Here is a 24,550-nt window from a genome sequence, read left to right as displayed (position 1 = left end):
CTTCGGCGCCGGACGGCGGCTCCGGTCAGACCCCGAACAGCACCACTCCCGCCGCAACCGATCCCGCCACCGCCCCGCCGTAGCAGAACAGGGCGATCACGCCGCCGAGCCTCTTGAGCCGCAGGCCGTCGTACAGCGTGTAGCGGAAGCGGTGGGCCCAGTGGAAGAGGCACAGCACGCACAGGCCGAGGAGGATCACCTTGGTGACGGGCTGCCGCAGCACGGAGAGCAGATGGGCGTGGTCGGGGGTCGGGAGCCAGCCCAGGGGGAAGGCGACGCCGAAGAGGAACAGCAGCACGGGGACGAGCAGGGCCGCGGCCGTACCGCCCGCGCTGAAGAGCAGCCACAGCAGCGGCTCCGGTGATCTCCTGCTTCTGCTCCTGCCCATCGTGCTACCCGCCCAGGATCAGCCAGGCCGTGGCCGCCGACAGCAATGCCCACAGCAGGTAGTGGAGTGCCACGATCGAGCGCGGGCGCACGCGCCGGCCGTGCAGGCGCACCACGAGGGCCCGCGGCGCCAGGCCGAACCAGGTGATCGTGTGCAGCAGGACGAACAGCAGGGCGATCATGTTCAGCGCGACGATCCATCCGCCCGAGCTCCAGGTCCGGAACCGGGCGTATGCGTCACCGCCGTCGGCGACCGCGCAGGCGAGCAGCAGCAGGTACACGACGAACCAGGCGATGAAGACACTGCTGAGTTCCCGCAGCACGAACACGAAATAGGCGCGCCGCTCCAGCCACCAGAAGGCGGGGACGGGCTTTCGGTACAACGCCGGGCGGGGCCGGGCGGACGACCGGCTCATTGCGAGCCCCGTGGCCAGAGCAGCTCCTTGAGCGACCGTGTCGCCGCCGTGAGCTTGTAACGCTGGATGGCGCCGGCCGGGTCCACGCCCTTGGGACAGGCCGTGGTGCACTCGCCGACCAGGGTGCAGGCCCAGACGCCCGCCGCCGAGCTCAGCACGTCCCGCCGGTCCTCGGCACCCTCGTCCCGCGAGTCGAGGTTGTAGCGCTGGGCGAGCGCGATGGCTGCCGGGCCGACGAAGCCCGGATCGAGCGCGTACACCGGGCAGGCCGCGTAGCAGAGCATGCAGTTGATGCACATGCTGTACTGCTTGTACTCGTCCATCTCCTCCGGCCGCTGCGGGAACTCGCCCTCGTCCAGCGGCTTGTCCTCGGCACGGATGATCCAGGGTTTCACCTCGGTCAGCTTGTTCATGAAGTCGCTGATCTCGACGACGAGATCGCGGATGACGGGGAAATTGCCCAGCGGCTCCACCCGTACGGGCCCCGGCGCGGCATCGGTCAGGAACGACGAACAGGTCAGCTGGGGTTCGCCGTTGACGGTCATCCCGCAGCTGCCGCAGATGCCCATCCGGCACGACCAGCGGTACGACAGCGTCCCGTCCACATGGTCCTTGATGTGGTTGAGTCCGTCGAGGACCGTCCATTCCTTGCGCAGCGGCACCTCGTACGACTGCCAGGTCGGCTCCGTCTCCTGCTCCGGCCGGTAGCGGGCGACCTGCAGGGTGATCCGGTCGGTGTCCGTCGTCGCCGCTTTGTGGGTCATCGCTACTGCCTCCCGTACACGCGCTCACCCGGGGACCAGCGGGTGATCGTCACCGGCAGATACTCCACGCGCGCGGAACCGTCCGCTTCACGGTGGACGAGCGAATGCGCCAGATAGCGCCGGTCGTCCCGGGCCGGGAAGTCCGTGCGCTGATGTGCGCCGCGCGACTCCTCGCGCAGCAGCGCGCACCGCACGATGGTGTCGGCCACATCCAGCATGAACGACAGCTCCAACAGGGTGATCAGCTCGGTGTTGAACGCCCGGCTGTGATCGTCGATCGCCGCGCGGCCGAAGCGTTCGCGCAGCTGGAGCAGGGTGTCTGCCGCCTTGTCGAGGGAGTCGCGGTCGCGGTAGATCCCGGCCGCGTTCTCCATGGTGTCCTGCATCGCCGTACGGATGTCCGCGATGCGCCCCCGGCCGTCCGTGTGCTCGGAGACCAGGCGGTCGAGCCGCCGTCGCTCGTCGCGGGCCCGGGCCAGCACGGCGGCGCCGGGCCCGGACCCGGCGGCGGCACGCGCCGACTCGGCCGCGGCCCGGCCGGCCCGGGCACCGAACACCAGCAGCTCCGGAAGCGAGTTGGAGCCAAGCCGGTTGGCCCCGTTGATGCTCACGCAGGCCACCTCACCGGCGGCGTACAGGCCGTCGAGACCGGTGGCACCGTCCATGCCGGTGTGGATCCCGCCCATCATGTAGTGGACCACCGGCCGCACCGGGACCAGCTCGGTGACCGGGTCGATGTTCTGGTACCGCAGACACAATTCCCGTACGAAGGGGAGCTTGGTGTCGATGAGCGCGGCGCCGAGATGGCGCAGGTCGAGATGGACGACGGGCCCGTGCGGCGTCGGTGTGGTCCTGCCCTTGTCGAGCTCGTGCACGAACGCCTGCGAGAGCCGGTCCCTGGGCCCGAGCTCCATGCTGCGCAGCACGGGCACGGGTTCGGGCCTGCCGAGGTCGTAGTCCTGCAGATAGCGGTAGCCGTCCTTGTTGAGCAGCCACCCGCCCTCGGCGCGAGCGGCCTCCGTGATCAGGATCCCGGTGAACGGCAGGCCCGTGGGGTGGTACTGGACGAACTCCATGTCCTTGAGCGGCGCGCCCGCCCGGTAGGCCAGGGCCATGCCGTCACCGGTCTTGATGTTGGCGTTGGTGGTGAAGGGATAGACCCGGCCGCAGCCGCCGGTGCACACGATGACCGCGCGGGCGATGATCGTCTCGACCCGGCCGGTGGCCAGCTCGATCGCCACCACGCCGCGCACCCGGCCGTCGTCGACCAGCAGCGTGCTGACGAACCACTCGTCGTAGCGCACGATGTCCCGGTACGACAGCGCCGTCTGGAACAGCGTGTGCAACAGGTGGAAGCCGGTCTTGTCGGCGGCGAACCAGGTGCGCATCTTCTTCATGCCGCCGAAGGCCCGGACCGCGATGTGCCCGTCCTCCGTCCGGCTCCACGGGCAGCCCCAGTGCTCGAGCCGCAGCAGCTCGCGCGGTGCCTCGTGGACGAAGGCCTCCACGGCGTCCTGGTCGCAGAGCCAGTCCCCGCCGGACACGGTGTCGTAGGCGTGCTCGTCGAGACTGTCGTCAGCACCGGCGACGGCGGCGGCTCCGCCCTCGGCGGACACCGTGTGGCTGCGCATGGGGTAGACCTTCGAGATGATCGCCACGCTCAGTCCCGGATCGGTCTCCGCGACGGCGATGGCCGCACGCAGCCCCGCCCCTCCGCCCCCGATCACGACGACGTCGTGGGACGCGATGACGTCCTGGGAAGCGGTCATGTCACCACCCCGGTGTCCGGACCGGATCAGCCTTCGTGCTCGGCGCTGTGCTCGTCCTGGAGGACCGTGCCGTCATGACGAACGGTCCTGACCTGCACGCTGCCGTCATGGAACTCATGACGTGTCCGGCGACAGCCGCAGGCGTAGGTCACGTCGTCGAGGACCAGCCCGGCCGCGTCGTTCTCCTGATAGCGCAGCCCGTCGACGATCCGGCCGCAGGGAGCCCGCTCGTCGGTGAAGTCAATGGTGTTCCCGACCAACACCCACCTCCTCGACAACCGCTGCGGAGCCGTCGTTCCCTCGGGCGCACGGTAGGCACGGCAGTGCGGCTGCGGAGCCGTCCGGCCGCGGAGCCGTCCGCGTCACTACGTACAGTGATCGTACCGCCAGGGGTGGGGCCTCGCAGGCCGGGAACGGTGCTCGCGGCGGTGGGCCACGCCTCAGCCGGCCGTGGGCCCGTCCGCCGGGATGGCCGGCGGACGCAGCCCTGGCCAGGCGCCCAGTGCCGCGGCCAGCTGGGCCCGCGAACGGACGTCCAGCTTCTGGTAGATGCGGGTCAGCCGGGCCTCGACGGTCTTCACGCTCAGATACAGCTTGGCCGCCGCCTCCTGGTTGCTGGCTCCCTGCCCGACCAGCTGTGCCAGGCGCAGTTCCGCCTCCGTGAGAGCCGAGAGGGCGCTGCCGTGGGCCGACGGGGCGGGTTCCGGAGCGCCGGCCGGGGTCTCCTTGGCGAGCCCCAGCCAGGGCGCGGCACCTGCACGTTCGAACACCGCGGCCGCGGCCTGCAGCGCGTTCTGCGCCGCCGACCGGCGTCGGCGGCGGCGCTCCACGCGGGCGAGCGCCACCAGCGCCCGGCCGCGCTCCAGCGGCAGGCCTGCCGCGCCGAAGGCCTCGGCGGTGTCCGTCAGCATCCCGGCGGCCGCGTCGGGCTTTCCGCTCGCCGCCAGATACAGCGCGTACACCCGGTCGCAGCCCAGCAGCACGGTCGTACGGCCGAGGCGCTCCGCGACCGGACGGACGTGGGCGAGCAGGGCCACGGCCTCGTCCGGGGCGTCGTTCGCGAGCAGAGCCTCGGCCAGTTCCTCGTGCCAGCGGAGCATGGAGGGGTCGACGGTCGCCTGGGCGCGTTCGCCGGACTGAACGCGGCGCAGGACGTCCAGGGCGTTCGCCACATCACCCGTGACGAGCTGGACACGGCCGAGCGCGTACAGGCTGCGGGAGAGGAAGACATGGTCGCCCTCCTCCTCGGAGGCCTGGGCGCTGCGCCGCGCATAGCTGGCGGCGCGCGCGAAGCTGCCGCCCGCGGTCTCGGCGAGGGCCAGCGCGTACCAGGCAGGGCCGGGGGAGAGGCCCGCCTCCAGGGTCAGCGCGAGCGACCGTCCGGCGTGCGAGAGCGCCGCCGCGCACTGGCCCTGCCGGGCCTCGACCTCGGCGAGCGTACGGAACAGCTCGATGGCGTCCTCGACCGGGCCGCGCCGCTCGACCAGCGGCAGCAGGGCACCCAGCTGGTCTCGCGCGTCGGTGAGCCGGTCGTCGAAGAGTGCATGGCGGATCGTCAGGATCTGGGCCGCGTTGCGGACCCCGAGCGGACGCTCGACCTTTTCGAGGGCCCGCGCCTCGGCGAGCACCCGATCGGCGTCCGGCGAGCCCAGAACCCGTTCCATGCGTGCCTGGACGGTCAGCGCCCTGGCGGTCGTCATCCGGTCGCCGACCGATGAGGCGAGCGCCACCGACTCGACGGCGGCCGCCTGGGAACGCACCGGATCGCCGTCGGCCAGTACGTACTTCACGGCCAGCCGCAGCTGGACGGCCGCCCGCAGCGCCGTGTCGCCCTCCGAGTCCTCCATGGCGTGCACATAGATCTCGTCCAGGCCCGTCAGCCCCTGACCGGCCGTGTCCAGCACCGCGAGCCGCGCCCGCACCCGGTCGGCCGGTGACGCGTCACGGGCGAGGAGATCCGTCGCGGCGCGCATCGCCAGGTCGGCGCGGGCCGCCCGAGCGGCTTCCTCCGCCGCGTCCACGAGCCGGGCGATCCGCTGCGCACCGTCGCGGACGGGGGTGGACTCGGCAGCGAGCAGGGCGAGTTCGGCGGCCAGCGCGCTGTTGCCGCGGCGGCGGGCGGTCTCCGCCGCCGCCGCGACCTCGGCCGCCAGCCGCTCGTCGGGGATGTCGGTGGCCAGCGCCCGGTGCCGTACCTCCTCCACGGGGTCGTCCACGACCCGGGCGAGCGCCGCGTGCCCCTCGCTGCGCTCGGTCCAGCAGGCGTCGTGCACGAGCGTCGACGGCAGGACGCCGGCCGTGAAGGCCACCGTGCCGTCCTCGGTGAGCGAGATCAGCCCGGCCCGCTCGGCCGCGGCGAGCTCGGCCTCGGCGGTGGGCCGGCCCGCGCGGCGGATCAGCGACGCCGTCGGGCGCAGGGCCAGCGCCGCGAACAGCAGCGTGCCGCGCACCGAGGGCGATGTGGCGCCGAGCAACTGCCGCGCGAGATCGCGGGCGCGGCCCGACAGGGTCAGCGCCTCGGCGTGGTGGACGGGTGTCCGGGCGTCGGCGAGGGAGCGGCCGACGGCGAGCGCGAGGCGCGGATTGCCGCCGCTGGCCCGGTGGATACGGCCGGCCATCCGGGACGGCAGGCGGTGGTGGATGAGAAGCTCGGCGATCTCGTGGGCATGCAGCGGCGTCACGTTGAGGACATCCGCCTCCGACGGCACCCACAGCGGCTCGGGGCCACCGGCCGCGTCCGTGTCGGGTCCGTACGCCTCGGGTCCGTACGTCTCCGGGGTCTCGACCGCGACGACCCGCAGCGCGGGCGGCGCGAGATGCAGGGCGAACCGCAGCAGATCGGCGCTGTCGGCGTCCATGCGCTGGACGCCGTCGACGACGAGCAGAACCGGTCCGCGCGCGGTGAGCGTGCGCAGGATCTGCGCGAGGGCCAGCCGCAGCGCGATGGGGTCCCAGCCGCCCTCGGGAATCGGCGCCTCACGGCACAGCATGGCGACGGCGGCGCGCTGGGGTCCGGGCAGCCCGTCGAGCACGTCGTACGCCGCGGGCGTCCCGCCGACCGGACCCGGACCGGGGCCCTCGGATCCGCCCGGGCCGGCGGACCGTCCGGTGCCACCGGAACCGCCAGGTCCGCACGGCGTGTCGTCACCGCAGGAGGCGCCCGGCCGGCCCGCTGCCGGCCATGGCCGGGTGACGGACGAGCGGACGGCGGCCACCAGCGCGGCCGCCACCGCGCCGGGTATCGCCCGGTCGGTGGGGAGCGTGGCCAGCCAGAGGACGGTGTCGCCGCGGGACTCGGCGCGGGCCGCGGTGGCGAGGGCGAGCTCCGTCTTGCCGACGCCCGCGGGGCCCGCGAGGAGGGCGCGGCCGCGGATGTGCAGGACCCGGTCGAGGCGGGCGAGAAGGTCGGCCCGGCCGACCGGCGCTGGGGGTCCCCCCACGCCCGCAGGGCGTAGGGGGAGGTAGTCCTCAGACGTCACGTACCCACCACCACCTTCCGGCGTGCGCGGGCCCCCTGCCCGTTCGAGCAGAGGATACGAAGCACATCGCCCCAGTCCAGGCCCCTTGTCCGGCATACGGACAGGTCTGGACCGGAGCGGCGGCGGGGCGCGCCCGCGGCATATGCCCGCGGACGCGCCCCTGACCAGCGATGATGCCGATGTGCGGCCGTCTCAGAAAGTGAGACCCCAGCTGTCGATGTAGCCGGTGTCACCCGAGGCCACGTCGCGGACCTGCAGCTTCCACGTGCCGTTGGCGACCTCGCTGGACGCGTCGACGGTGTACGTCGCGAGGACGTTGTCGGCGCTGTCCGAGCCGGAGGAGGCCTTCAGGTTGCGGACGGTGCCGTCCGGGGCGATGAGGTCGATCACCAGGTCACCGCGCCAGGTGTGCTTGATGTCCACGTCGACCTTGAGGGCGGCGGGGGCGTTGCCGGTGAGTCCGGTGACGGCGATCGAGGACGAAACCGTCGAGAGGTCGCCGATCGTGACATTCGTCCCGTTGGTGAACGTCGTCCCCCCCGGGGTGGTGCCGGTGACGGCGTTCACGGTCTTCGTCGCATCGGCGATACCGGCGCCGCAGCCACCGGTGCAGGTGCCCGGCAGCGGACGGGCGTTGGCCTTGATCGCGGACTCGATCTCGGCCGGGGTCAGCGCCGGCTTGGCCGACTCCAGGAGCGCGGCGAGACCGGCGATGTGCGGGGCCGCCATCGAAGTGCCCTGGTAGGGCTTGTAGTTCTCGGCCGCCTGGGTGGTGGTGCCGGAGTTCAGCGTGGAGAGGATGCCGTTCTCGGGCGTGGTGACGGTGCCGGGCGTGTCGGTCGCGCGACGGGTCTCACCGCCGGGCGCGGCGACGTCGACGATGCTGCCGTAGTTCGAGTAGAAGGAGCGGTTGCCCTCGCGACTGGTCGACGCCACGTTGATGATGTTGGCGCAGTTGGCGGGGGTGAAGCCCGACGCGTTGGCGTTGCTGTTGCCCGCCGCGACGACGACCGTCGTACCGCGGGAGACCGCGCCGTTGATGGCGTTCTGGTAGACGCTCGGGCAGGTGGAGCTGGCGCCGCCGAGGCTCAGGTTGATGACCTTCGCCGGGGTCGGGTTCGCCGGGACGCCCGGGACGCTGCCGCCCGACGCCCAGGTGATCGCGTCGGCGATGTCCGACGACGAGCCGCCGCACTTGCCGAGCACGCGCACCGGCTGGATCTTCGCGTTGTACGCGATGCCCGCGACGCCCTTGCTGTTGTGGGTCGTCGCCGCGATGGTGCCCGCGACGTGCGTACCGTGCCAGGACGAGTTGCTCGCCTTGGAACCGGTACCGCACTCCCCGTCGGTGGCGTTCCAGTCGCCCTCGTCCTTGGCGTCCGCGTCGCGGCCGTTGCCGTCACGGGCGTCGGCGGACGTCGAGATGAAGTCGTAGCCGGAGATGACGTTGGCGGCCAGGTCCGAGTGGGCGGCGTAGCCGGTGTCGATGACGGCCACGGTGACACCGCTGCCGGTGGTCTTGTCCCAGGCGCCCGGGACGTTCATGCCGCCGGTGGCCTCGAAGAGGTCCCACTGCTTGGCGTACTCGGTGTCGTTCGGCGTGACCGCCATCGCGTAGGCACGGATGTCCGGCTCCACGGACGCCACCGAGGAGTCGGCGCGGAAGGCGTCCATGACCTCGGTCAGGTCCTTCTTGGACGCCTCGCCACCGAGGTCGACCAGGGCGGCCCCGCCGGCGAGCCGGCGCTCGAAGGACAGGCTCTCACCGGTCTCGGCGCCCTTGGCCGCGGCGTCGCTCTTCGCGGCCGCGTTGGAACTGGCCTCGGCGGCCTTGGACTTGTAGGTCACGATGACCTTCTCGACCGGCGCGGCCGGCGGTGTGGTCATCGACTGCGAAGCCGGAGCGGGCTTCGGCGAGAGGTCCGCCGGGGCGGCGGCGAGCGCCACGGCGGAGGTGGCGGCGACACTCATGATCGTGGCCGTCGCGGCCACGACGGATATGAGTCTCCGTCCGGAACCGTTCAAGGTGTTCCCTTTCAAGACGCTGCGGAGCGCGGACGGGCGGCGCGGGAACCGTGGTGCGGTGTGGGGGTGCGATCCACGGTTCCCCGGGCCGGGTCGCCCGCGCGCCGCCGCCTGCGCGACGGCCCCTGGTCAAGAGCCGTCACCGGACGAAACCCAGTGTTTACATGCACCTGACAGCTACGTGCCAGAGGCCGGGAATCGCCGGTGCGGCAGACAGTAGGGAACGGCGAGATGAACCCGATACGGGGAAAACCCTTGTCGCCGCGAAAGGGGCCCCGAGGGGGCCCGCGCCCCGGCCTCGCTCACATCACGCGTCCCGTCCCGGACTCCGTAACCAAGGGCAAGGCCGCGCGGAGTGGGAAAATGAAGTCGAGTCGATCGCTCCGATTCCGGGAGGCCACGATGGATGTCCTGGTGCTGATTGGGCGCATTCTCTTCGTACTGGTATTCCTTCCTTCGGGTGTGCAGCACCTCGTCCAGCGCAAGGCCATGGGTGACTACGCCGCCGCCAAGGGCATCCCCGCCCCTGTCCCGGCGACCGTCCTCAGCGGTCTGGTGCTGCTGGCCGGAGGACTGAGCGTGCTGCTCGGCATCTGGGCGGATCTGGGCTCTCTGCTGCTGGCCGTCTTCTGCATCCCGACCGCCGTCCTCATGCACGGCTTCTGGAAGGAGAGCGAGCCCCAGTCGCGTCAGATGGAGCAGATCTTGTTCCTGAAGGATCTGTCGCTGGGCGGTGCCGCGCTCATGCTGCTCGCGTTCTTCTCGTACGTCGGCCACGACCTGGGCCTGACCCTCACCGGACCGCTCTTCCACATCAGCTGACCCGGGTCAGGGCTCCGTCCCGCTCAGGGCTCCGTCCGGCTCACAGGTCCGTCCGGGTCAGGAGTTCGTCCGGTTCAGGAGTTCGTCACGTTCAAGGGTTCGTTCCGGCCTGTACGAGGACCTCGCCGGCGGCGGTCCGGTAGTACAGCACCGACCGCCCCGCGCGCCGCCGCCGGATCAGCCCGGCCTCGTACAGGACCTTGAGATGGCGCCCCACCGACCCCAGGCCTTGGCCGGTCAGGGCCACCAGCTGCGTCGTGCTCTTCGGCGTGCCGAGGAGCACGAGGACTCCCGCCCGGGCGGGCCCCAGCAGCCGCCCCAGCGACTTGGGCACCGGCGTCCGCTCCGGCTCGGCCAGCTCGCCCGAGCACGGGTACACCACGGCGTACCGGTGCGGCTGGTCCCATGCGACCCAGCCGGTGCGCGGGGTGACCGGGACGAACAGCAGATCCGCCCCGGAGATCTCACGCGGCGGGTTGTCCTGCGTGTTGATCTGCAGGCGGCCCTCGCCGAGCCAGTGCATGCCCGGACGCATGCCCGCCAGCGCGGCGGCCCAGCCGCCCTGGCTCAACTGCCCCGTCCGCGCGACGACATCGGCCTCGATGATCCGCCGTCGTCGCGGCCAGTACGGCAGCACCGCCTCCATCCACACCCACTCGACCAGGCCCGCCGCGCGCCGGGCGAGATCGGAGCGGTGGTGCAGCAGGCCGGGGAGGGGGCCGCCCAGCGACACCTCCAGGTCCGCCCGGACGGCCGCGGCGGGCGCGTCGCGTATCCGCGCCAGCTCCTCCTCGAAGGCCGGCTCACCGTCGCCCGTCGGCGCTGGCGTGAGGAAGTCGGCGATCCAGCGGGGCCCCAGAGCGGCGCGCACGAGCAGCGCGGTGACCGGATCGCCCGCCAACCGCTCGTGGTACGCGGGCAGATGGGCCTCGAGCCAGGTCCGCCGGCCGGGATGCGCGGCAGCGCCCCGTTCCAGAGCGATCAGGCTCGCCGTGGTCTCGGCCAGCGGTGAGAGGACGAAGCGGCTGCCCGCCAGCGTGTCCGCACTGATCCGCCACCACCCCATTGTTTCGCCTCCCCGCGAAACAGTAACGCCCGTGCGCCCAGGGCTCCGAGACTCTGCGGCATGCGCACCTACCGAGAACTCTTCCGGGTACCGGAGTTCATCCCGCTCTTCCTGAACACCACCACACAGATCGCGGCTTCCACGGTGAGCGGTCTGGCCATGGGGACGCTCGTGTACGCGGCGACCGACTCGCCCCTGCTCTCGGCCCTGTCCATGTTCGGCCCCTCGCTCGCCCAGGTGATCGGCGCGACGACACTCCTGTCCGCGGCCGACCGGCTGCCACCGCGCGCCGCACTCACCGCGCTGGCGCTGGTCCTCGGACTCGGCACCGCGGCGACGGCCGTCCCAGGGCTGCCCGTGTGGGCCGTCTTCGTGATCCTCATCGGCCTCGGGACGATCGCGGCCGTCGGCGGCGGAGTGCGGGGCGGTCTGCTCAACGAGATCCTCACCACGGACGGCTATCTGCTCGGCCGGTCCGTCCTCAACATGTCCGTCGGCGCCATGCAGATCTGCGGATACGCGGCAGGCGGTGTGCTCGTCACCGTGCTCTCGCCGCGCGGCACGCTCCTCACGGGCGCGGCTCTGTACGTCGCCGCCGCGGCCGTCGCCCGGTTCGGTCTCGGGGAGCGGGCGCCACGGGCCGCCGGGCGGCCGTCGATCGCCGAGACCTGGCGGAACAACGCGCTGCTGTGGTCGTCCTCGCCGCGCCGCTGTGTCTACCTCGCCCTCTGGGTGCCCAACGGGCTGATCGTCGGCTGCGAAGCCCTCTTCGTCCCGTACGCGCCCACACACGCCGGGCTGCTCTTCGCGGCGGCCGCGCTCGGCATGCTCATCGGCGACACACTGGTCGGACGCTTCGTACCCCGGCGGTGGCGGGAGCGGCTCGGCGCGCCGCTGCGTCTGCTGCTCGCCGTCCCGTATCTGCTCTTCGCCCTGCGACCCGCGCTGCCGCTCGTGATGGCGGTCGTCGTGCTCGCCTCGGTCGGGTACGCGGCAAGTCTGCTGCTCCAGGAACGCCTGATGGCACTGACTCCGGGGGAGCTGAGCGGCCATGCTCTCGGACTGCACACCTCCGGCATGCTCGCCATGCAGGGTGTAGGCGCCGCGGTCGCGGGTGCCGTGGCACAGTACACCTCACCCGCGACGGCAATGACGGTGATGGCCGCGGCGTCCATCGCGGTCACGCTGGCCCTGGCGCCGGGGCTGCGCACGGACCGACCCGGCCGGCCCGACCGATTCGACCGGCCCGGCGGATTCGACCGAGCCGGCGGACCCGACCGCCCGGCCGACGGCTCCGTCAGCTCCCCGGTCCGCTGAGCCGGGCGGCCCGTATCGTCAGATAGTGCCGCTCCGGCAGGCTCGGCGTACGGCTCGCGGCGGCGCGGTAGTTCTCGACGGCAGCCTCGCGCTCCCCGGCCATCTCGAGAAGGTGTGCCCGCACCACATGGAGCCGGTGATGGCCCGTCAGCCGCGCGTCGGTCTCCATGGCATCCAGGAGGCGCAGGCCCGCCTCGGGGCCGTGGACCATGGCTGCCGCCACCGCACGGTTCAGGGAGTAGAACGGATTGTCGGAGAGCTGCTCCAGCACCCCGTACAGCGCCAGGATCTGCGGCCAGTCGGTCTCCTCGACCGTCCTCGCCTCGTCGTGCACGGCGGCGACGGCGGCTTGTACCTGATAGGGGCCGAGCCGGCCCCTGGGCAGGGCTCGGGTGATCAGCGCGACGCCCTCGGCGATGGCCTCGGCGTCCCACAGACTCCGGTCCTGCTCGGCGAGCGGGACCAGCTCGCCGCCCGGCCCGGTGCGGGCCGCGCTCCTGGCGTGGTTGAGCAGCATCAGCGCCAGCAGCCCGGCGACCTCGCTGTCCTCGGGGAGCAACCGGTGCAGCGCTCTGGCCAGCCGAATCGCCTCCACGGACAGCTCGACACGCTGCAACTCCCGGCCGGCGCCGGCCGCGTACCCTTCGTTGAAGATGAGGTAGAGGACATGCAGGACCGCGTCCAGACGACGCTGCCGATCGTCCCCCTCCGGCATCCGGAAGGGCACCCCGGACGACTTGATGCGCTGCTTGGCACGGCTGATCCTCTGCGCCATCGTGGCGTCCGGCACCATGAACGCACGCGCGATCTCGGTCGTTGTGAGTCCGCCCACCGACCGCAGCGTGAGGGCGATAGCCGCCGACGGCGTGAGTGCGGGGTGACAGCACATGAACAGCAGCGTGAGGGTGTCGTCCTGATCGGACCCCTCGTCGCTGTCCGCCGGGGGAGCGGTCAGCCGGTCCGCCGGCTCCCGCCGCGCGGCGAGGTCCTCCCGGCGGCGCCTGGCCTGCTCGCTGCGCACCTGCTCGGTCATCCGCCGGCTCGCGACCTGGATCAGCCAGCCGCGCGGATTGCGCGGCAGTCCCTCCTGCGGCCACTGCACGGCAGCCGCCAGCAGCGCCTCCTGTACGGCGTCCTCAGCGGTGTCGAAGTCCCCGAAGCGCCGGGTGAGCACGCCGACGACCTGCGGCGCCAGCTCGCGCAGCAGGTCCTCGACGGTTCGGTCGGCTCCCGTGGCTCCCATGGCTCCGGTGGCTCCCATGGCTCCGGTGGCTCCCATGGCTCCGGTGGTTCCCGCAACTCCCGTGGCTCCGGTGGTTCCCATGGCTCCGATGGCTCGGACAGCTCCGGTGGTTTCCGATGGCCTCAGCGACTCCGGTCGGCGTCGCTCACAGCTCCTCGGCCGGTGCGGCCATCACCTGGCGCACCTCGATCGGCATGTTCAGCGGAGCCCCGCCGGGCCCGGGCGCCGCCGAGACGAACGCGGCCAGCTCGACCGCCCGTTCCGGAGTCTCGCAGTCCACGATCCAGTAGCCGGCCAGGAACTCCTTGGTCTCCGGGAACGGACCCTCGGTCACCACCGGCGCGCCCCCCTCGGCCCCTGCCCGTACGATCTTGGCGGCCTCCGGCATGGCCAGGCCCTGGGCGTCGACGCGCTCACCGGCCTCGGCGATCTTCTTGTTGGCATCGTGCATGAATGCGATGTGCGCCTGGACCTCCTCCGGCGTCCAGGTGTCGATCCGCGGGAAGTCGACGGTCGCCTCGCTGAACTGCATCAGCAGCATGTACTTCATGGTCCGCTCCTTGTCCTGTCGGGCGCCCTCGTGGCGCTCTCACGGGTAGGTAGAAGCACGCGCCGCCTTCTCGACATGCTTGCGGACATTCTCGGCAGGATTTTTTCCGGATGGGGGATCCGGACGCTTCCGGTCAGTCTCCCCTCGGGAAGTTCAGGGGCTCGCCCGTCTCGATCAGGCTCTTCAGACTGGACAGCAGCATCGGCCAGCCCGGTTTCACGATCCTGAGGAACTCGCCCTCGGGGTCCAGCCCACCGTGCACCACGTTCAGATGCGTGACCGCGCCCATCGGTTCGAGATCGAAGGACACGACGGACGGGCGGCCTCCGTTCAGGTCCGGCCCGCCGGTCTGGCGCCAGTCGTAGGACAGGTGCTGCCCGGGCACCGCCTGCTGCACACTGCCCTCGCCGTCCGGCGACCGGGTCGTGAGCGTGGAGCCCGCCTGCCAGTCGGTCCGGAAGGTCATCCCGAAGCGCCAGCGCGGGACCATCGCAGGATCGGTCAGCGCGTGCCAGACCTCCTGAGGCGTGGCGCGAACGTACAGGTCAAAGACAAGGCTCGTCATCGAGACTCCAGCGGCGGCCCGGGATCATCGGCGTTCCAGCGTGCCACGGGGACGCGGGCCGGTTCTTCTCCCCGAGCGGGACATGCCGAAGCGATCACGCGACCAGGGGCTGCGTTCGCGCGAGGGCCGCCTTCCCGGGGCTTCGTCCCGCCGGTGCGGCCTTCCCCCGGCGCGGCGCCTCGGGCACCATGGCCGGACCTGCCCAGGCCCGGACTGATCTGCGCGGCGGTCGAGGAAGCCGCCCGTTACGACACCGCGGTCCAGGGCTTCCGGCGCACCACCACCAGGCCGTCCGGTTCCCTCAGCTGCGGCTCGCGGACGACCACCAGGTCAGGATGCGTCCCACCCTGATTCATCGCTCGCCCCAGGCGCTGCACCTGGTCTGGTGATCCGGTGCGGAATATCCTCCGCCCATGCGCGTCGCCCTCTTCGTCACCTGCGTCAACGACGCTCTCTACCCGTCCACGGGTGTGGCCACCGTTCGGCTCCTGGAACGGCTGGGCGTCGATGTCGACTTCCCGGCCGGGCAGACCTGCTGTGGACAGCCCCAGTTCAACACCGGCTACCGGCGCGAGACCGAACCGCTGGTGCGGCGTACGGCACGCGTCTTCGAGGGATACGAGTACGTCGTCACCCCCTCCGGCTCGTGCGCCGCGATGGTCCGCCACCACTATCCGCGGCTCGGCGGCGCCTCGGCTGTGTCGCTCGCGTCGCGTACGTACGAACTCACCGAGTTCCTCGTCGACGTCCTTGGCGTCACCGACGTCGGCGCGTACTTCCCGTACAAGGTCACCTATCACCCGTCATGCCACGGGCTGCGGCTGCTCGGCCTGGGGGAGCGGCCGCGGCGGCTGCTGGAGGCCGTCAAGGGGCTAGAGCTCCTCGAGCTGCCGGGCGCCGACGAGTGCTGCGGTTTCGGCGGCACCTTCGCCGTCAAGAACGCGGACGTGTCCACCGCGATGGGCGAGGACAAGGTGCGCCATGCCGCGTCGACCGGGGCCGCGGTGCTGTGCGGTGCCGACAACTCGTGCCTGATGCACCTCGGCGGCATCCTCCGCCGCCAGGACGCACCACTACGAGCACTCCACATCGCCGAGATCCTCGCCGCAACGCGGGAAACGGAAGAAGAGGCACGGGCATGAGCGGAACCTTCGTCGGCATGCCGTCCTTCCCGGAAGCGGCACACGCAGCAGTGCACAACGCGACATTGCGCGCCAATCTGCGCCACGCGACCCACACGATCCGCGACAAGCGAGCCGGAGCGGTCGCCGAACTCGCCGACTGGGCAGAGCTGCGCGCCGCAGGGCGGGAGATCAAGGACTTCACGCTCCGTCATCTCGACCGCCTTCTCGAGCAGTTGGAGGAACGAGTCACGGCGGCGGGCGGCACCGTGCACTGGGCCGCCGACGCGGACGAGGCCAACCGCATCGTCGCGGACCTGGTGAAGGCCACCGGCGAGCGGGAGGTCGTCAAGGTCAAGTCCATGGCCACCCAGGAGATCGGCCTCAACGAAGCCCTGGAGGCCGAGGGCATCGCGGCGTACGAGACCGACCTCGCCGAACTGATCGTGCAGCTGGGCGAGGACCGGCCGTCGCACATCCTCGTTCCCGCGATCCACCGCAACCGCGGCGAGATCCGCGACATCTTCCGCGACCGGATGGCCGACTGGGGCCGCCCCGCACCGGACGGCCTCAGCGACACGCCCGGCGATCTGGCAGAGGCGGCCAGGCTCCACCTCCGCGAGAAGTTCCTGCGCGCGAAGGTCGCCGTCTCCGGGGCCAACTTCATGGTCGCCGAGACCGGCACCCTCGCCGTCTTCGAGTCGGAGGGCAACGGGCGGATGTGCCTGACCCTCCCCGAGACGCTGATCTCCGTCGTCGGGATCGAGAAGGTCGTGCCCACCTGGCGTGACCTGGAGGTCTTCCTGCAGACCCTGCCCCGCTCCTCGACGGCCGAGCGGATGAACCCGTACACGAGCACCTGGACGGGCGTCGCCGACGAGGACGGACCGCGCGCCTTCCACCTGGTCCTCCTCGACAACGGCCGCACCCGCGCCCTCGCCGACGAGGTCGGCCGCCAGGCGCTGCGCTGCATCCGCTGCTCGGCCTGCCTGAACGTGTGCCCGGTGTACGAACGGGCCGGCGGTCACGCGTACGGATCCGTCTACCCCGGCCCGATCGGCGCGATCCTCACGCCGCAGCTGCGCGGCACGTCGAGCGACATCGACGCCTCCCTGCCGTACGCCTCGTCGCTGTGCGGTGCCTGCTACGAGGTGTGCCCGGTCGCCATCGACATCCCCGAGGTCCTGGTCCACCTCCGCGAACGCGTCGCCGACCAGGGCGGCAGGGGCCACCGCCTGGAAAAGGCGGCGATCAGGCCGACCGGCTGGGTCCTCGACCACCCGGCGGCCTTCGCGACGGCCGAGCGCCTCGCTTCGAAGACCCGCCGGGTCCACCCCTCGAACCCGCCGGGTGCCCGTGCCTGGACGGCCACCCGTGACCTGCCCGAACTGCCGGCGGAGCCCTTCCGCGACTGGTGGAAGAAGCACCGATCACACCGTCCGGCCACCGGGGGAACGCCCGCGGCTCCTGGCGGGGCATCAGAGGCCGGCGCACCCGCCCCGCCGCCCGCTGCCGCGCGACAGGCGGCTCCGGCGGAGGCTCCGGGTGCGGCGAGGCCCGGGACGGGACGGAGTGGCGCCCTTGCCGGCGGCGGCGAGACGGCCGCCGGCTCCAGGGCGCGGATCCTCGGCGCGATCCGGGCCGCTGTCGCCGACGCGCCGGCGGTGCCCGACGCGAGCCGGGACTACCTGCGGTCCCACACGCCCGACGACCCGGACGTGGTGCTCGATCTGCTCCACGAGAACCTCGTCGACTACCGGGCGGTCGTTCACCGCACGGACGCCGGCGGCCTGCCGCTGCTGCTCATGCGCCTGTTGGCGGAGCGTGGGAGCAGGTCGGTGCTCGTCCCTGCCGGCCTTCCGCCGGAATGGCTGGCCTCGGTGGACGCCACCCGGATCCACGACCGTGCCGCCTCCACCCCGCGCGAGCTCGACGTCGTCGACAGCGTGGTCACGGGCTGCGCGATCGCCATCGCCGAGACCGGGACGATCGTCCTGGACGGCGGCCCCGACCAGGGCAGACGCCGGATCACCCTCGTCCCGGACCACCACATCTGCGTCGTACGGGCCCCGGAGCAGATCGTCGCCTCGGTGCCGCAGGCACTGCCCCGGCTGGATCCCACCCGTCCGCTGACCTGGATCTCCGGGCCGTCCGCGACCAGCGACATCGAGCTCGACCGGGTCGAGGGCGTGCACGGCCCCCGGACGCTGGAGGTCGTGCTCGTCACCGGCTGACGCGCAGCCGCGGTGCCCGGCCCGCCGCCGGGACCGCGGCCCCCTCCCGCACCAGCTCATCGGAGAGCGCCCCCGCCCAACGGGTGAGCCCGTCCACGTCGATTCCGTAGGGCATCGCCGTGGCGTACGGCGCGATGGCCTCCGCGCCGCGCGCCAGCAACGCCGCGCCGCCCGTGGCGTTGCCGCGGGCGGCGTGCGTCAGCCCCACCGCGAGCTGCGCAAGGCCACGCCACAGCCCGCGCTCCGCCTCCGGGCCGGACTTCCAGGCGTCCTCCAGCACCTCGTGCGCATGGAACGGCATGCCTGCGTCCAGCAGCCGCTGGGCCTCCAGAAGCGTCTCGTCCGGGTTGCGGACCACGCCCTCGGGCTGACGCTGCACGCCCTTCTCCCCGTACGGGAGCGGGCGCCCCAGTCCGTCGCGCGGGCGCGCGCTGCGTGCCCTGCCGTCGGCGTCGCGGTCTCTCGGCGTCCTGTTCACCCCCCGATTGTCACTCGCCCGACCAGGCCTGTCAGACCGGCGCCCGCCGCCCGCTCGAACCGGTCGCGTGCCTGCCCGGGATGACACCGGGTCAGGCCGCCTCCGTGCGACGCGCCCTGACGGCCCGCGCCGAGCAGGGCCGCGCGTTCATCCTGGTCGTGGAGTGAGGTAATGTTTTCCTGCGCGCACGGCGGGGCCCAGCCCCGACGGTCCGCGCATCGGGACGTGGCGCAGCTTGGTAGCGCACTTGACTGGGGGTCAAGGGGTCGCAGGTTCAAATCCTGTCGTCCCGACTTTTCGAAGTCGCAGGTCAGGGGCCGTTTCAGAGCAATCTGAAACGGCCCCTTGATCGTTTTGGGGACACTTGGGGACCAACCCGCGCTGACCGCGTCAGTGGACGGCGACGATTTGTGCCGGTAGCGACCGAGGTGCCCGGAGCACGCTCAGGTGGGCCGAGAGTGCGGCTCCGGCGGCTGTGATCTTGTGCATGTCCGAGGGCAGATAGCGCTGCGTGGTCGTGAGCGAGCCGTGCCCCGCGATCTTGCGCAGGACGTGCACCTGGACCCCCGCGTCGGCGAACCAGGTCAGGCCCGTGTGCCGGAGGTCGTGCCGACGTAGATGCTCGTACCCGAGCTTGGTGACCACCTCGTCCCAGTGGGTCGCGTCCCGGAGGACCGCCGTGGTGATGCGGCCGCCGCGCGGTCCGGTGAACATCCGGGCGTCGGGATCGGGCCGGCGGCGAGGACGCGCTGCGACGAGGGGGCGGATCTCCTCAATGATGGGGACTTGGCGGGCGCGTTTGCCCTTGGTGCCCTTGTCGACCAGGCCGCCAGGTGCGGGCGTCGTCTGACGCCGGACCGTCCAGATCCAGTTGGTGGTATCGATGTCCCCGACTCGGCAGCCGGACACCTCGCCGATGCGGGCTGCGGTGCTCGCGGCGAAGAGAACGACGTCGCCCCAGCCCCTGTAGTTGTCGTACGAGGCGGCAACAAGGGCTTCGGCCAGCTCGAGGAGCACTTCCCATTCCGGCAGGGCCAGGGCGCGCGGGTCGAGGAGCTCGTCCTCCGCTTGGTTGTACAGCCTCTGCCGGCCGGTGACACGGGCCGGGTTGACTTTGATGATGCCGTCGCGGAGCGCCTGCTGACGCGGACCAGGACGGCGATGGTGTTCTTGAGCTGTGCTTGGCCGTCCGGAATGCTGCCGGGCTCACTGCGCCGAATGTACTGCACGGAAGGGGCGTTTCCTGGAATGATTTGTACGTATCGGCGGGGTCGGTCCTCGCACGTCCCCTCCTCATGGGGAAGAGCGCGGGGTACGGGGGGAAGGGTGCTTCCGTGGAGGCACAGATCAATGTCGGGCTGGTCCACATCAGCGCCGTCCTGCTGCAGCAAGTTCTGTTCGAGCCCTTGCCCCGACTCCTGGCCGCCGAGGACCGGCGTCGGCTGTCGCCGCTGTTCTATCGCATATCAACCCCCCTTGGTCGGCTCCGCCTTGACATGGACGCTCGCCAGGAGCTCACCGATCCGCCCGGAGTGCAGGCATGAGACCGGTGCCTTGGGCAGCGCGGGCTGGTGCCGCAGCCGTACTCGCTTTTGCAGTGGGGTTCGCCGTCGGCCGTGTCCTCAACGGCGGTAACGGGAAAGGGTGGGCCCTGATACGGCTACCGGGGCACAGGGGGTGGTCGTTCGGTTGGGTGGACCGATGGGCGGAACGAGCCCAGCGGCTCGCCGAGCTGGGTCGGCTGGACGAGGCAGAGGATCTGCTGTGGCGCGGACTGACCCGGGTGGACACAGCGGTCGGCGGCTGGAACGACGCGCGGTACACGGCGTTCGTCCGGCTCGGTGAGGTCCTCGACGACGTCATCAGCGAGCTCGGCGATCTGGATGGTCTCCGGCGGCTCCTGATCTGGCTGCGCGTCCGGGCGGGCACGGCCGGCCGCCCCGAGGGCGAGATGTTCGCCCTGGCCAAGCTTGCTCTGGTCGACGGCATTGTGGGTGACTTCGCCACGGCCGTCACCCGTGGACGGGAGCTGCTCACGCTGTGGTCGGGCGAGGAGGGCTTGGAAGAGGCGGCCGAGGAGTGGGGTACCTGGCTCGGCCAGACCGCGCGCGAGGCCTATCACGCGGGCGAGTACGAGCACGCGGCCGAACTGGCCGATCTGGCACTCGCCCTGAAGCCAGACCAGCCCTTCGCCCTGTTCGCCGCCTCCTACGGCGCCCACCGGCTGGGCCGACTGGAGCGGTCGCTGGAGTTCTTCGACCGGTTCATCGCCGCCCACCCCGATCGAACGAGTTCCCACGAGGGCAGGGCGGTGGTCCTGTCGCACCTGGACCGCAAGGCTGAGGCGGTCGAGGCGATCGGGGTGGCCGTGCGGCACGATCCCGACCAGCCGCGCTACCGGCTTACGCGGGCGCAGCTCCTCACTGACGCCGACCGTCCCGCCGCCGCTCTGCCGGACCTCAACGTCTGCGTCGACCTCGCCGCGGCCGAAGCCGCTGTGCTGGCCGCGGATCCTGGTGCCGACCTGCCCTACGTCGACACCCTCCCGACCGAGGACCTGGTCGAAAGAGCGGTGGGTCTCCGGATCGCCGTGCTGGAGGGGCTGGGCCGCGAGGACGACGCCGTGCTCTGCCTGCACGAGGCCCTCGCCGACCCGCGGCTGCGCCGCTTCGAGCGGCTCCGAGACGCGCTGACGGCCTGGCCGGGCGACGGCCCCGCCGCGATCCGCGACCGGCTGACCACCCGAATCGCCGCGGGTGTCGAGGAGGCGCCACTGCGGCTTGCGCTGGCCCGTTGCCTGATCGTGCTGGACGAGGTGGACCGGGCGCTGGAGGTGCTGGACAGGATGCGCCTGGAGCCTTACGACCTCGAGTCCTACGATGCGATGCCCGGCCTGCTGAACCTGTTGGCCGTCCGCCACCCCGACGCACCGGGTGTCCGGCGGCTCCTGGCCGATGTCCTCATCGTCCGCTGGCGCCCGCAGGCCGCTCTCGTCCACTTGGACGTGCTGCTGAGCCTGAAACCGGGCGACTGGTACGGGCTGCTGCTGCGTGGCATGGCCCAGGTCACCCACAACGAGCCCGGCTGGACCGAGCCGCTGAGCGGCGCGAGCGTCACCGCGGCCCTCGAGGACCTGGTCGACTCCGCCGAGGCCGCCCCGCCCGGTGAGCGCCGCCCCCTGAGCGCCCTGCGCTGGCTGCTGCAGCTCGCTCTGGCGATCCCCGACCTCCGCGACGCCCTGCTCATCCTTCTCGGCAAGGAGGCCGAGCCGTACGACCGGATCCTCGCCGCCCTGCCCGGGCTGAAGACCGTCGTCCAGCGGCTCATCGTCTTCGAGCACGTCCTGAACCCCGCCCAGGCCCTCGCCGAGAGCGACGAACAGCTCGGGCTCGCCCGGGCGGAGGCGGCAGCACTGGGCCTGCCGCAGCTCGCCGCCCAACTCGACCTGCGGCACGCCGACGTCCTGCTGCGCCGCTCTGAGGTACAGGCCGCGATGGACCATCTGGCGGCCGCCGAAGCCGTTGTCGCCTCGCTGGGACAGTTCCCGAACGCCGAGTACCTGCCCAGCCTGAACACCGAGGAGACCCAGGCGGTAGTGGCGCGGGCCCACCACCGGGGCCGCACCCACATGGTCTTCGATCTCGACCACGTTGAAGTGATGATGACCGCGCACGGCTACCTGCAGAAGTACATCGACCTGATCGGAGCCGATATCCAGGCCCGGCTCGGCGACGTGTCCGGCGCGCTCGCGCTGCTGGCGGAGCGGCCCCCGTGGGAAGACCCGCCCGAGCACCTCATCCGCAGCAGGCGCCTGCTCACCGCACGGCTGCTGCGCGACACACGACGCTGCGACGACGCCCTCGCCACACTGGGGAACACGGCGAACGACCTCGACGCCGCCCACCTGGAGGCCACGGTCCTCCGGCTCCAGGGCGACCTGAGTGGCGCGGTACGTGTCGAGCGCAGAATCCTCGACGAGCTGGAGCTCGACGCCGGCCACCGCATGGTCACGGCGGCCAACCTCGCCGACGCCCTGCGGGCAGGCGGCGACGCCCGCGCCGCGCTGCGCACGTTGGACGACCACCCGCCACCGGCCGACGCCCAACCGCAGGCCAGGGCCGGCTGGCACCAGGAGCGCGGCTGGGTCCTCGACGCACTCGGTCGCCCCGAAGAGGCCCTCGCCGACCTGCTCGCCGCCCTCGACCTGGGGGACCGGGTACGGGGCGGGTTCCGCGCCGATGACGACCGGATCAGCTGGCATACCCGCAACCTGCCGCTGCTCGCCGACGCCGTGTCCGTCGCGGTCGCCGCGGGCCGCCTGGACACCGCCCTTGAACTCGCCGAACGCGCCAGAGCCAGGGCCTTCGTCGACGGACTCGCGCTCGGCCCGATCCCGCGCGGACCAGAGGCCGCCGAACTGGAAGCCCCTGTCGTCGCCGCCCGCGAGCGGCGCCGCCTCCTGCTGGACCTGGCCGCCGATCCCGGCGCCGACACGGCCGCAGCGACCGTCGAGCGGCTCCGCGAGCTCGGCACCGACCTGGGCGCCGACCTCCCCGTCCCCGGCGAGCGGATCGCCGAGGAGATCTCCCATGAGGGCCCGGCGCTTCGCCGGCTGGAGCAGCGACTGCTCCAGGCCGCGCTCGGCGCCCGCGAGTCATTGGCCGGGCGGGTCAGCACGGCCGCCGAGATCCGCGCGCTGCTGGCGCCCGGCGTCCTGCTCGCCGAGTTCACTGCCTCCGGTCTGCTTCTGGTCACCCCTGACGGCACCGCCTGGCACCCGGCCGAGACCCCGGACGAGAGCCTTGTCCAGCTGCGCGAGAACAGCCGCCCGGACGACCTGATCTGCCTCGTGCCCTCCGGCCCGCTCCACCACCAACCCCTGCACACCTCACTGATCGACCGCAACCCCGTCTGCTACCTGCCGAGCGCCTCGGTGCTCGCGCACTGCCGTGCCCGCCGCCCCCACCCGCCGCCACGCCCCTTCACCGCCGTCGTCCTCGGCGACTCCCGCGACGACCTGCCCAACGCCAGGGTCGAGGCGACGGCCGTCGCACGGCTGCTCGGCGCCCGCCCTCACCTCGGCGGCGCTGCCACCCGGGATCTCCTGACCGACACCTACGACGTCGTCCACATCGCCTGCCACGCCGCCTTCGACAAAGACCACCCCGAGCAGTCCGGCATTCTGCTGGGCTCCGGGCGGCTCACCGTCGAGGATGTCTACGACCTCCGGCTGAACGCCGGGCTCGTCGTGCTCAGCGCCTGCGAGAGCGGCCTCGCCGACAACCGCCCCGGCGACGAGCTGATGGGGCTGGTCCGGGCGTTCCTTCACGCGGGCGCCGCCGCGCTCGTCGTCAGCCTCTGGCCCGTCGACGACCTGTCCACGGCCCTGCTCATGTCGGAGTTCTACCGGCGCTGGCGTGGCGAGGGCACCGACCCTGCCCGGGCGCTCGCCGCAGCTCAGCTGACGATCAGGGACCTGACGTGCGCCGATGCCATCGGCAGGATCGACGCCGAGGCTGAAGCCGCTGCCGACCGCACCGCGGCACTGCTGGAGACGTCCCGGCTACGCGCCCGCGCCGGAGACCTCCCCGCCGCGATCGACGGCTACGAGACGCTCCTCACCGCCTCCGATACCCCCACTGACCTGATCCAGCGCAGGCTACGGCTACTGCGGCTGAAGGCGGAGGCCCCGGAAACCGTCGACTACGGGCGCCGTCCCTTCGCCGACCCATACCATTGGGCGGCCTTCATGCTCGTCGGAGATTGGCGGACCGGATGATCGCCGTACGGATCAGCACCTTCCCCGACGGCGCCGTCCTCGCGCCGGCCGACGGCCTCCCGTCCGGCCCTGGCCCCTTCCTCGTCGCCGTGACGCTCGACGACACGGTCATCTCGATCGTCCCCCGGGACGTCCTGGAACCGCTGGCCGCCATGCCACCCAGCGACCTCCTCACCCACCTTCCTCCACTGGTGACCGTCGAATTGGACGACGACCGCATCGAGGAGACCGTGCTGCTGGACCTCGCCGACTTGTTCGGCCTCCTGCCGGAGGTGCCAGGCGCCCTCGTCGAGCGCGACGGCGCCCCAGTCGGCGTCCTGACAAGGGCCGACACCGCAGCGGCACTGCCCTTGGAGCTGCTCGACGACGGCTCCACCCGCCTCGGAAACGCCCCCGACGTCCCCTCCCGGCGTTACATCTGCCGTCGCTGCGCCCCGCCCTCCCGCCGCCTGCCCCGATCTACCGCGGCCGGCCCGCCGGTGTGCGCGTTGGTCTGGTCCCATGGCCCGATGGAGCTCGAAGGAGGCTGACGGTC

At 71.9% G+C, this 24,550-nt stretch carries 19 protein-coding genes, 1 tRNA gene and 3 pseudogenes; 10 read left to right on the top strand and 13 right to left on the bottom strand.

What is annotated here, in order from left to right:
• Nucleotides 1-25: 25 nt before the first annotated feature.
• From frdD to ACWCXB_RS07905, 7 genes are all read right to left on the bottom strand, one after another.
• On the bottom strand, nt 26-388 hold the full coding sequence (frdD, locus tag ACWCXB_RS07935; protein ID WP_450720193.1) for a fumarate reductase subunit FrdD: 363 nt from the start codon (nt 386-388) through the stop codon (nt 26-28).
• Between the two features lie 4 nt (nt 389-392).
• Nucleotides 393-803 carry a hypothetical protein gene (locus tag ACWCXB_RS07930; protein WP_450720191.1) on the bottom strand — a complete coding sequence of 137 codons (411 nt, stop codon included), beginning with the start codon at nt 801-803 and terminating at the stop codon, nt 393-395.
• Nucleotides 800-1,567: a succinate dehydrogenase iron-sulfur subunit gene (sdhB, locus tag ACWCXB_RS07925; protein ID WP_450720189.1), complete on the bottom strand. Its 768-nt coding sequence runs from the start codon at nt 1,565-1,567 to the stop codon at nt 800-802. Before sdhB ends, ACWCXB_RS07930 begins: the two co-directional genes overlap by 4 nt.
• Before the next feature lie 2 nt (nt 1,568-1,569).
• Nucleotides 1,570-3,336: a fumarate reductase (quinol) flavoprotein subunit gene (frdA, locus tag ACWCXB_RS07920; RefSeq protein ID WP_450720187.1), complete on the bottom strand. Its 1,767-nt coding sequence runs from the start codon at nt 3,334-3,336 to the stop codon at nt 1,570-1,572.
• A gap of 26 nt (nt 3,337-3,362) precedes the next feature.
• Complete coding sequence (locus ACWCXB_RS07915; RefSeq protein ID WP_450720185.1) at nt 3,363-3,599, bottom strand: hypothetical protein; 237 nt, start codon at nt 3,597-3,599, stop codon at nt 3,363-3,365.
• Between the two features lie 177 nt (nt 3,600-3,776).
• Nucleotides 3,777-6,776: an AAA family ATPase gene (locus ACWCXB_RS07910; protein WP_450720183.1), complete on the bottom strand. Its 3,000-nt coding sequence runs from the start codon at nt 6,774-6,776 to the stop codon at nt 3,777-3,779.
• Nucleotides 6,777-7,007: 231 nt separating this feature from the next.
• Complete coding sequence (locus ACWCXB_RS07905) at nt 7,008-8,702, bottom strand: S8 family peptidase (RefSeq protein WP_450720562.1); 1,695 nt, start codon at nt 8,700-8,702, stop codon at nt 7,008-7,010.
• A 540-nt stretch (nt 8,703-9,242) separates the two neighbouring features.
• On the opposite strand from ACWCXB_RS07905, the gene ACWCXB_RS07900 reads away from it, so the two are divergent.
• Complete coding sequence (locus ACWCXB_RS07900) at nt 9,243-9,662, top strand: DoxX family protein (RefSeq protein WP_450720181.1); 420 nt, start codon at nt 9,243-9,245, stop codon at nt 9,660-9,662.
• A 91-nt stretch (nt 9,663-9,753) separates the two neighbouring features.
• On the opposite strand, the gene ACWCXB_RS07895 is transcribed toward ACWCXB_RS07900, so the two are convergent.
• Nucleotides 9,754-10,728: a winged helix-turn-helix domain-containing protein gene (locus ACWCXB_RS07895; protein WP_450720179.1), complete on the bottom strand. Its 975-nt coding sequence runs from the start codon at nt 10,726-10,728 to the stop codon at nt 9,754-9,756.
• A 60-nt stretch (nt 10,729-10,788) separates the two neighbouring features.
• On the opposite strand from ACWCXB_RS07895, the gene ACWCXB_RS07890 reads away from it, so the two are divergent.
• Nucleotides 10,789-12,045 (top strand): MFS transporter, encoded by a 1,257-nt coding sequence (locus ACWCXB_RS07890; protein ID WP_450720177.1) that lies wholly within the window; start codon nt 10,789-10,791, stop codon nt 12,043-12,045.
• Here ACWCXB_RS07890 and ACWCXB_RS07885 read toward each other — a convergent pair.
• From ACWCXB_RS07885 to ACWCXB_RS07875, 3 genes are all read right to left on the bottom strand, one after another.
• The gene (locus ACWCXB_RS07885) at nt 12,026-13,288 is read right to left on the bottom strand and encodes an RNA polymerase sigma factor (RefSeq protein ID WP_450720560.1); all 1,263 of its coding nucleotides are present in this window, start codon (nt 13,286-13,288) and stop codon (nt 12,026-12,028) included. The genes ACWCXB_RS07890 and ACWCXB_RS07885 overlap by 20 nt on opposite strands.
• A 145-nt stretch (nt 13,289-13,433) precedes the next feature.
• A complete protein-coding gene (locus tag ACWCXB_RS07880; RefSeq protein WP_450720175.1) occupies nt 13,434-13,838 on the bottom strand; it encodes a YciI family protein in 405 nt (134 codons plus the stop codon).
• Between the two features lie 133 nt (nt 13,839-13,971).
• A complete protein-coding gene (locus tag ACWCXB_RS07875; protein ID WP_450720173.1) occupies nt 13,972-14,403 on the bottom strand; it encodes an SRPBCC domain-containing protein in 432 nt (143 codons plus the stop codon).
• Nucleotides 14,404-14,610: 207 nt separating this feature from the next.
• Between ACWCXB_RS07875 and ACWCXB_RS07870 the strand changes: the two are divergent.
• From ACWCXB_RS07870 to ACWCXB_RS07855, 4 genes and pseudogenes are all read left to right on the top strand, one after another.
• Nucleotides 14,611-14,792, top strand: a pseudogene (locus tag ACWCXB_RS07870) (hypothetical protein); the annotation flags it as partial.
• Nucleotides 14,793-14,816: 24 nt separating this feature from the next.
• A complete protein-coding gene (locus ACWCXB_RS07865; protein WP_450720171.1) occupies nt 14,817-15,545 on the top strand; it encodes a (Fe-S)-binding protein in 729 nt (242 codons plus the stop codon).
• Nucleotides 15,542-16,957, top strand: a pseudogene (locus tag ACWCXB_RS07860) (lactate utilization protein B); the annotation flags it as partial. The gene ACWCXB_RS07865 and the pseudogene ACWCXB_RS07860, both read left to right, overlap by 4 nt.
• A 372-nt stretch (nt 16,958-17,329) precedes the next feature.
• A complete protein-coding gene (locus tag ACWCXB_RS07855) occupies nt 17,330-17,758 on the top strand; it encodes a LutC/YkgG family protein (protein WP_450720558.1) in 429 nt (142 codons plus the stop codon).
• On the opposite strand, the gene ACWCXB_RS07850 is transcribed toward ACWCXB_RS07855, so the two are convergent.
• Nucleotides 17,748-18,236, bottom strand: a complete 489-nt coding sequence (locus ACWCXB_RS07850; RefSeq protein ID WP_450720169.1) for a DUF309 domain-containing protein — start codon at nt 18,234-18,236, stop codon at nt 17,748-17,750. The genes ACWCXB_RS07855 and ACWCXB_RS07850 overlap by 11 nt on opposite strands.
• A 219-nt stretch (nt 18,237-18,455) precedes the next feature.
• Between ACWCXB_RS07850 and ACWCXB_RS07845 the strand changes: the two genes are divergently transcribed.
• Nucleotides 18,456-18,529, top strand: a tRNA-Pro gene (locus ACWCXB_RS07845).
• Between the two features lie 97 nt (nt 18,530-18,626).
• Here ACWCXB_RS07845 and ACWCXB_RS07840 read toward each other — a convergent pair.
• Nucleotides 18,627-19,411, bottom strand: a pseudogene (locus tag ACWCXB_RS07840) (tyrosine-type recombinase/integrase); the annotation flags it as partial.
• 159 nt (nt 19,412-19,570) lie between these two features.
• On the opposite strand from ACWCXB_RS07840, the gene ACWCXB_RS07835 reads away from it, so the two are divergent.
• From ACWCXB_RS07835 to ACWCXB_RS07825, 3 genes are all read left to right on the top strand, one after another.
• Nucleotides 19,571-19,780, top strand: coding sequence for a hypothetical protein (locus ACWCXB_RS07835; RefSeq protein ID WP_450720167.1), 210 nt, complete (start codon nt 19,571-19,573; stop codon nt 19,778-19,780).
• Nucleotides 19,781-19,929: 149 nt separating this feature from the next.
• The gene (locus tag ACWCXB_RS07830) at nt 19,930-24,015 is read left to right on the top strand and encodes a CHAT domain-containing protein (RefSeq protein WP_450720165.1); all 4,086 of its coding nucleotides are present in this window, start codon (nt 19,930-19,932) and stop codon (nt 24,013-24,015) included.
• Nucleotides 24,000-24,545 carry a hypothetical protein gene (locus ACWCXB_RS07825; RefSeq protein ID WP_450720163.1) on the top strand — a complete coding sequence of 182 codons (546 nt, stop codon included), beginning with the start codon at nt 24,000-24,002 and terminating at the stop codon, nt 24,543-24,545. The genes ACWCXB_RS07830 and ACWCXB_RS07825 overlap by 16 nt, the downstream gene beginning before the upstream one ends.
• Nucleotides 24,546-24,550 lie beyond the last annotated feature (5 nt).

The organism is Streptomyces sp. NPDC001514 (assembly GCF_053597075.1).
The sequence above is the reverse complement of the archived record's forward strand: the minus strand, read 5'-3'. Positions and strand labels throughout refer to the sequence as shown.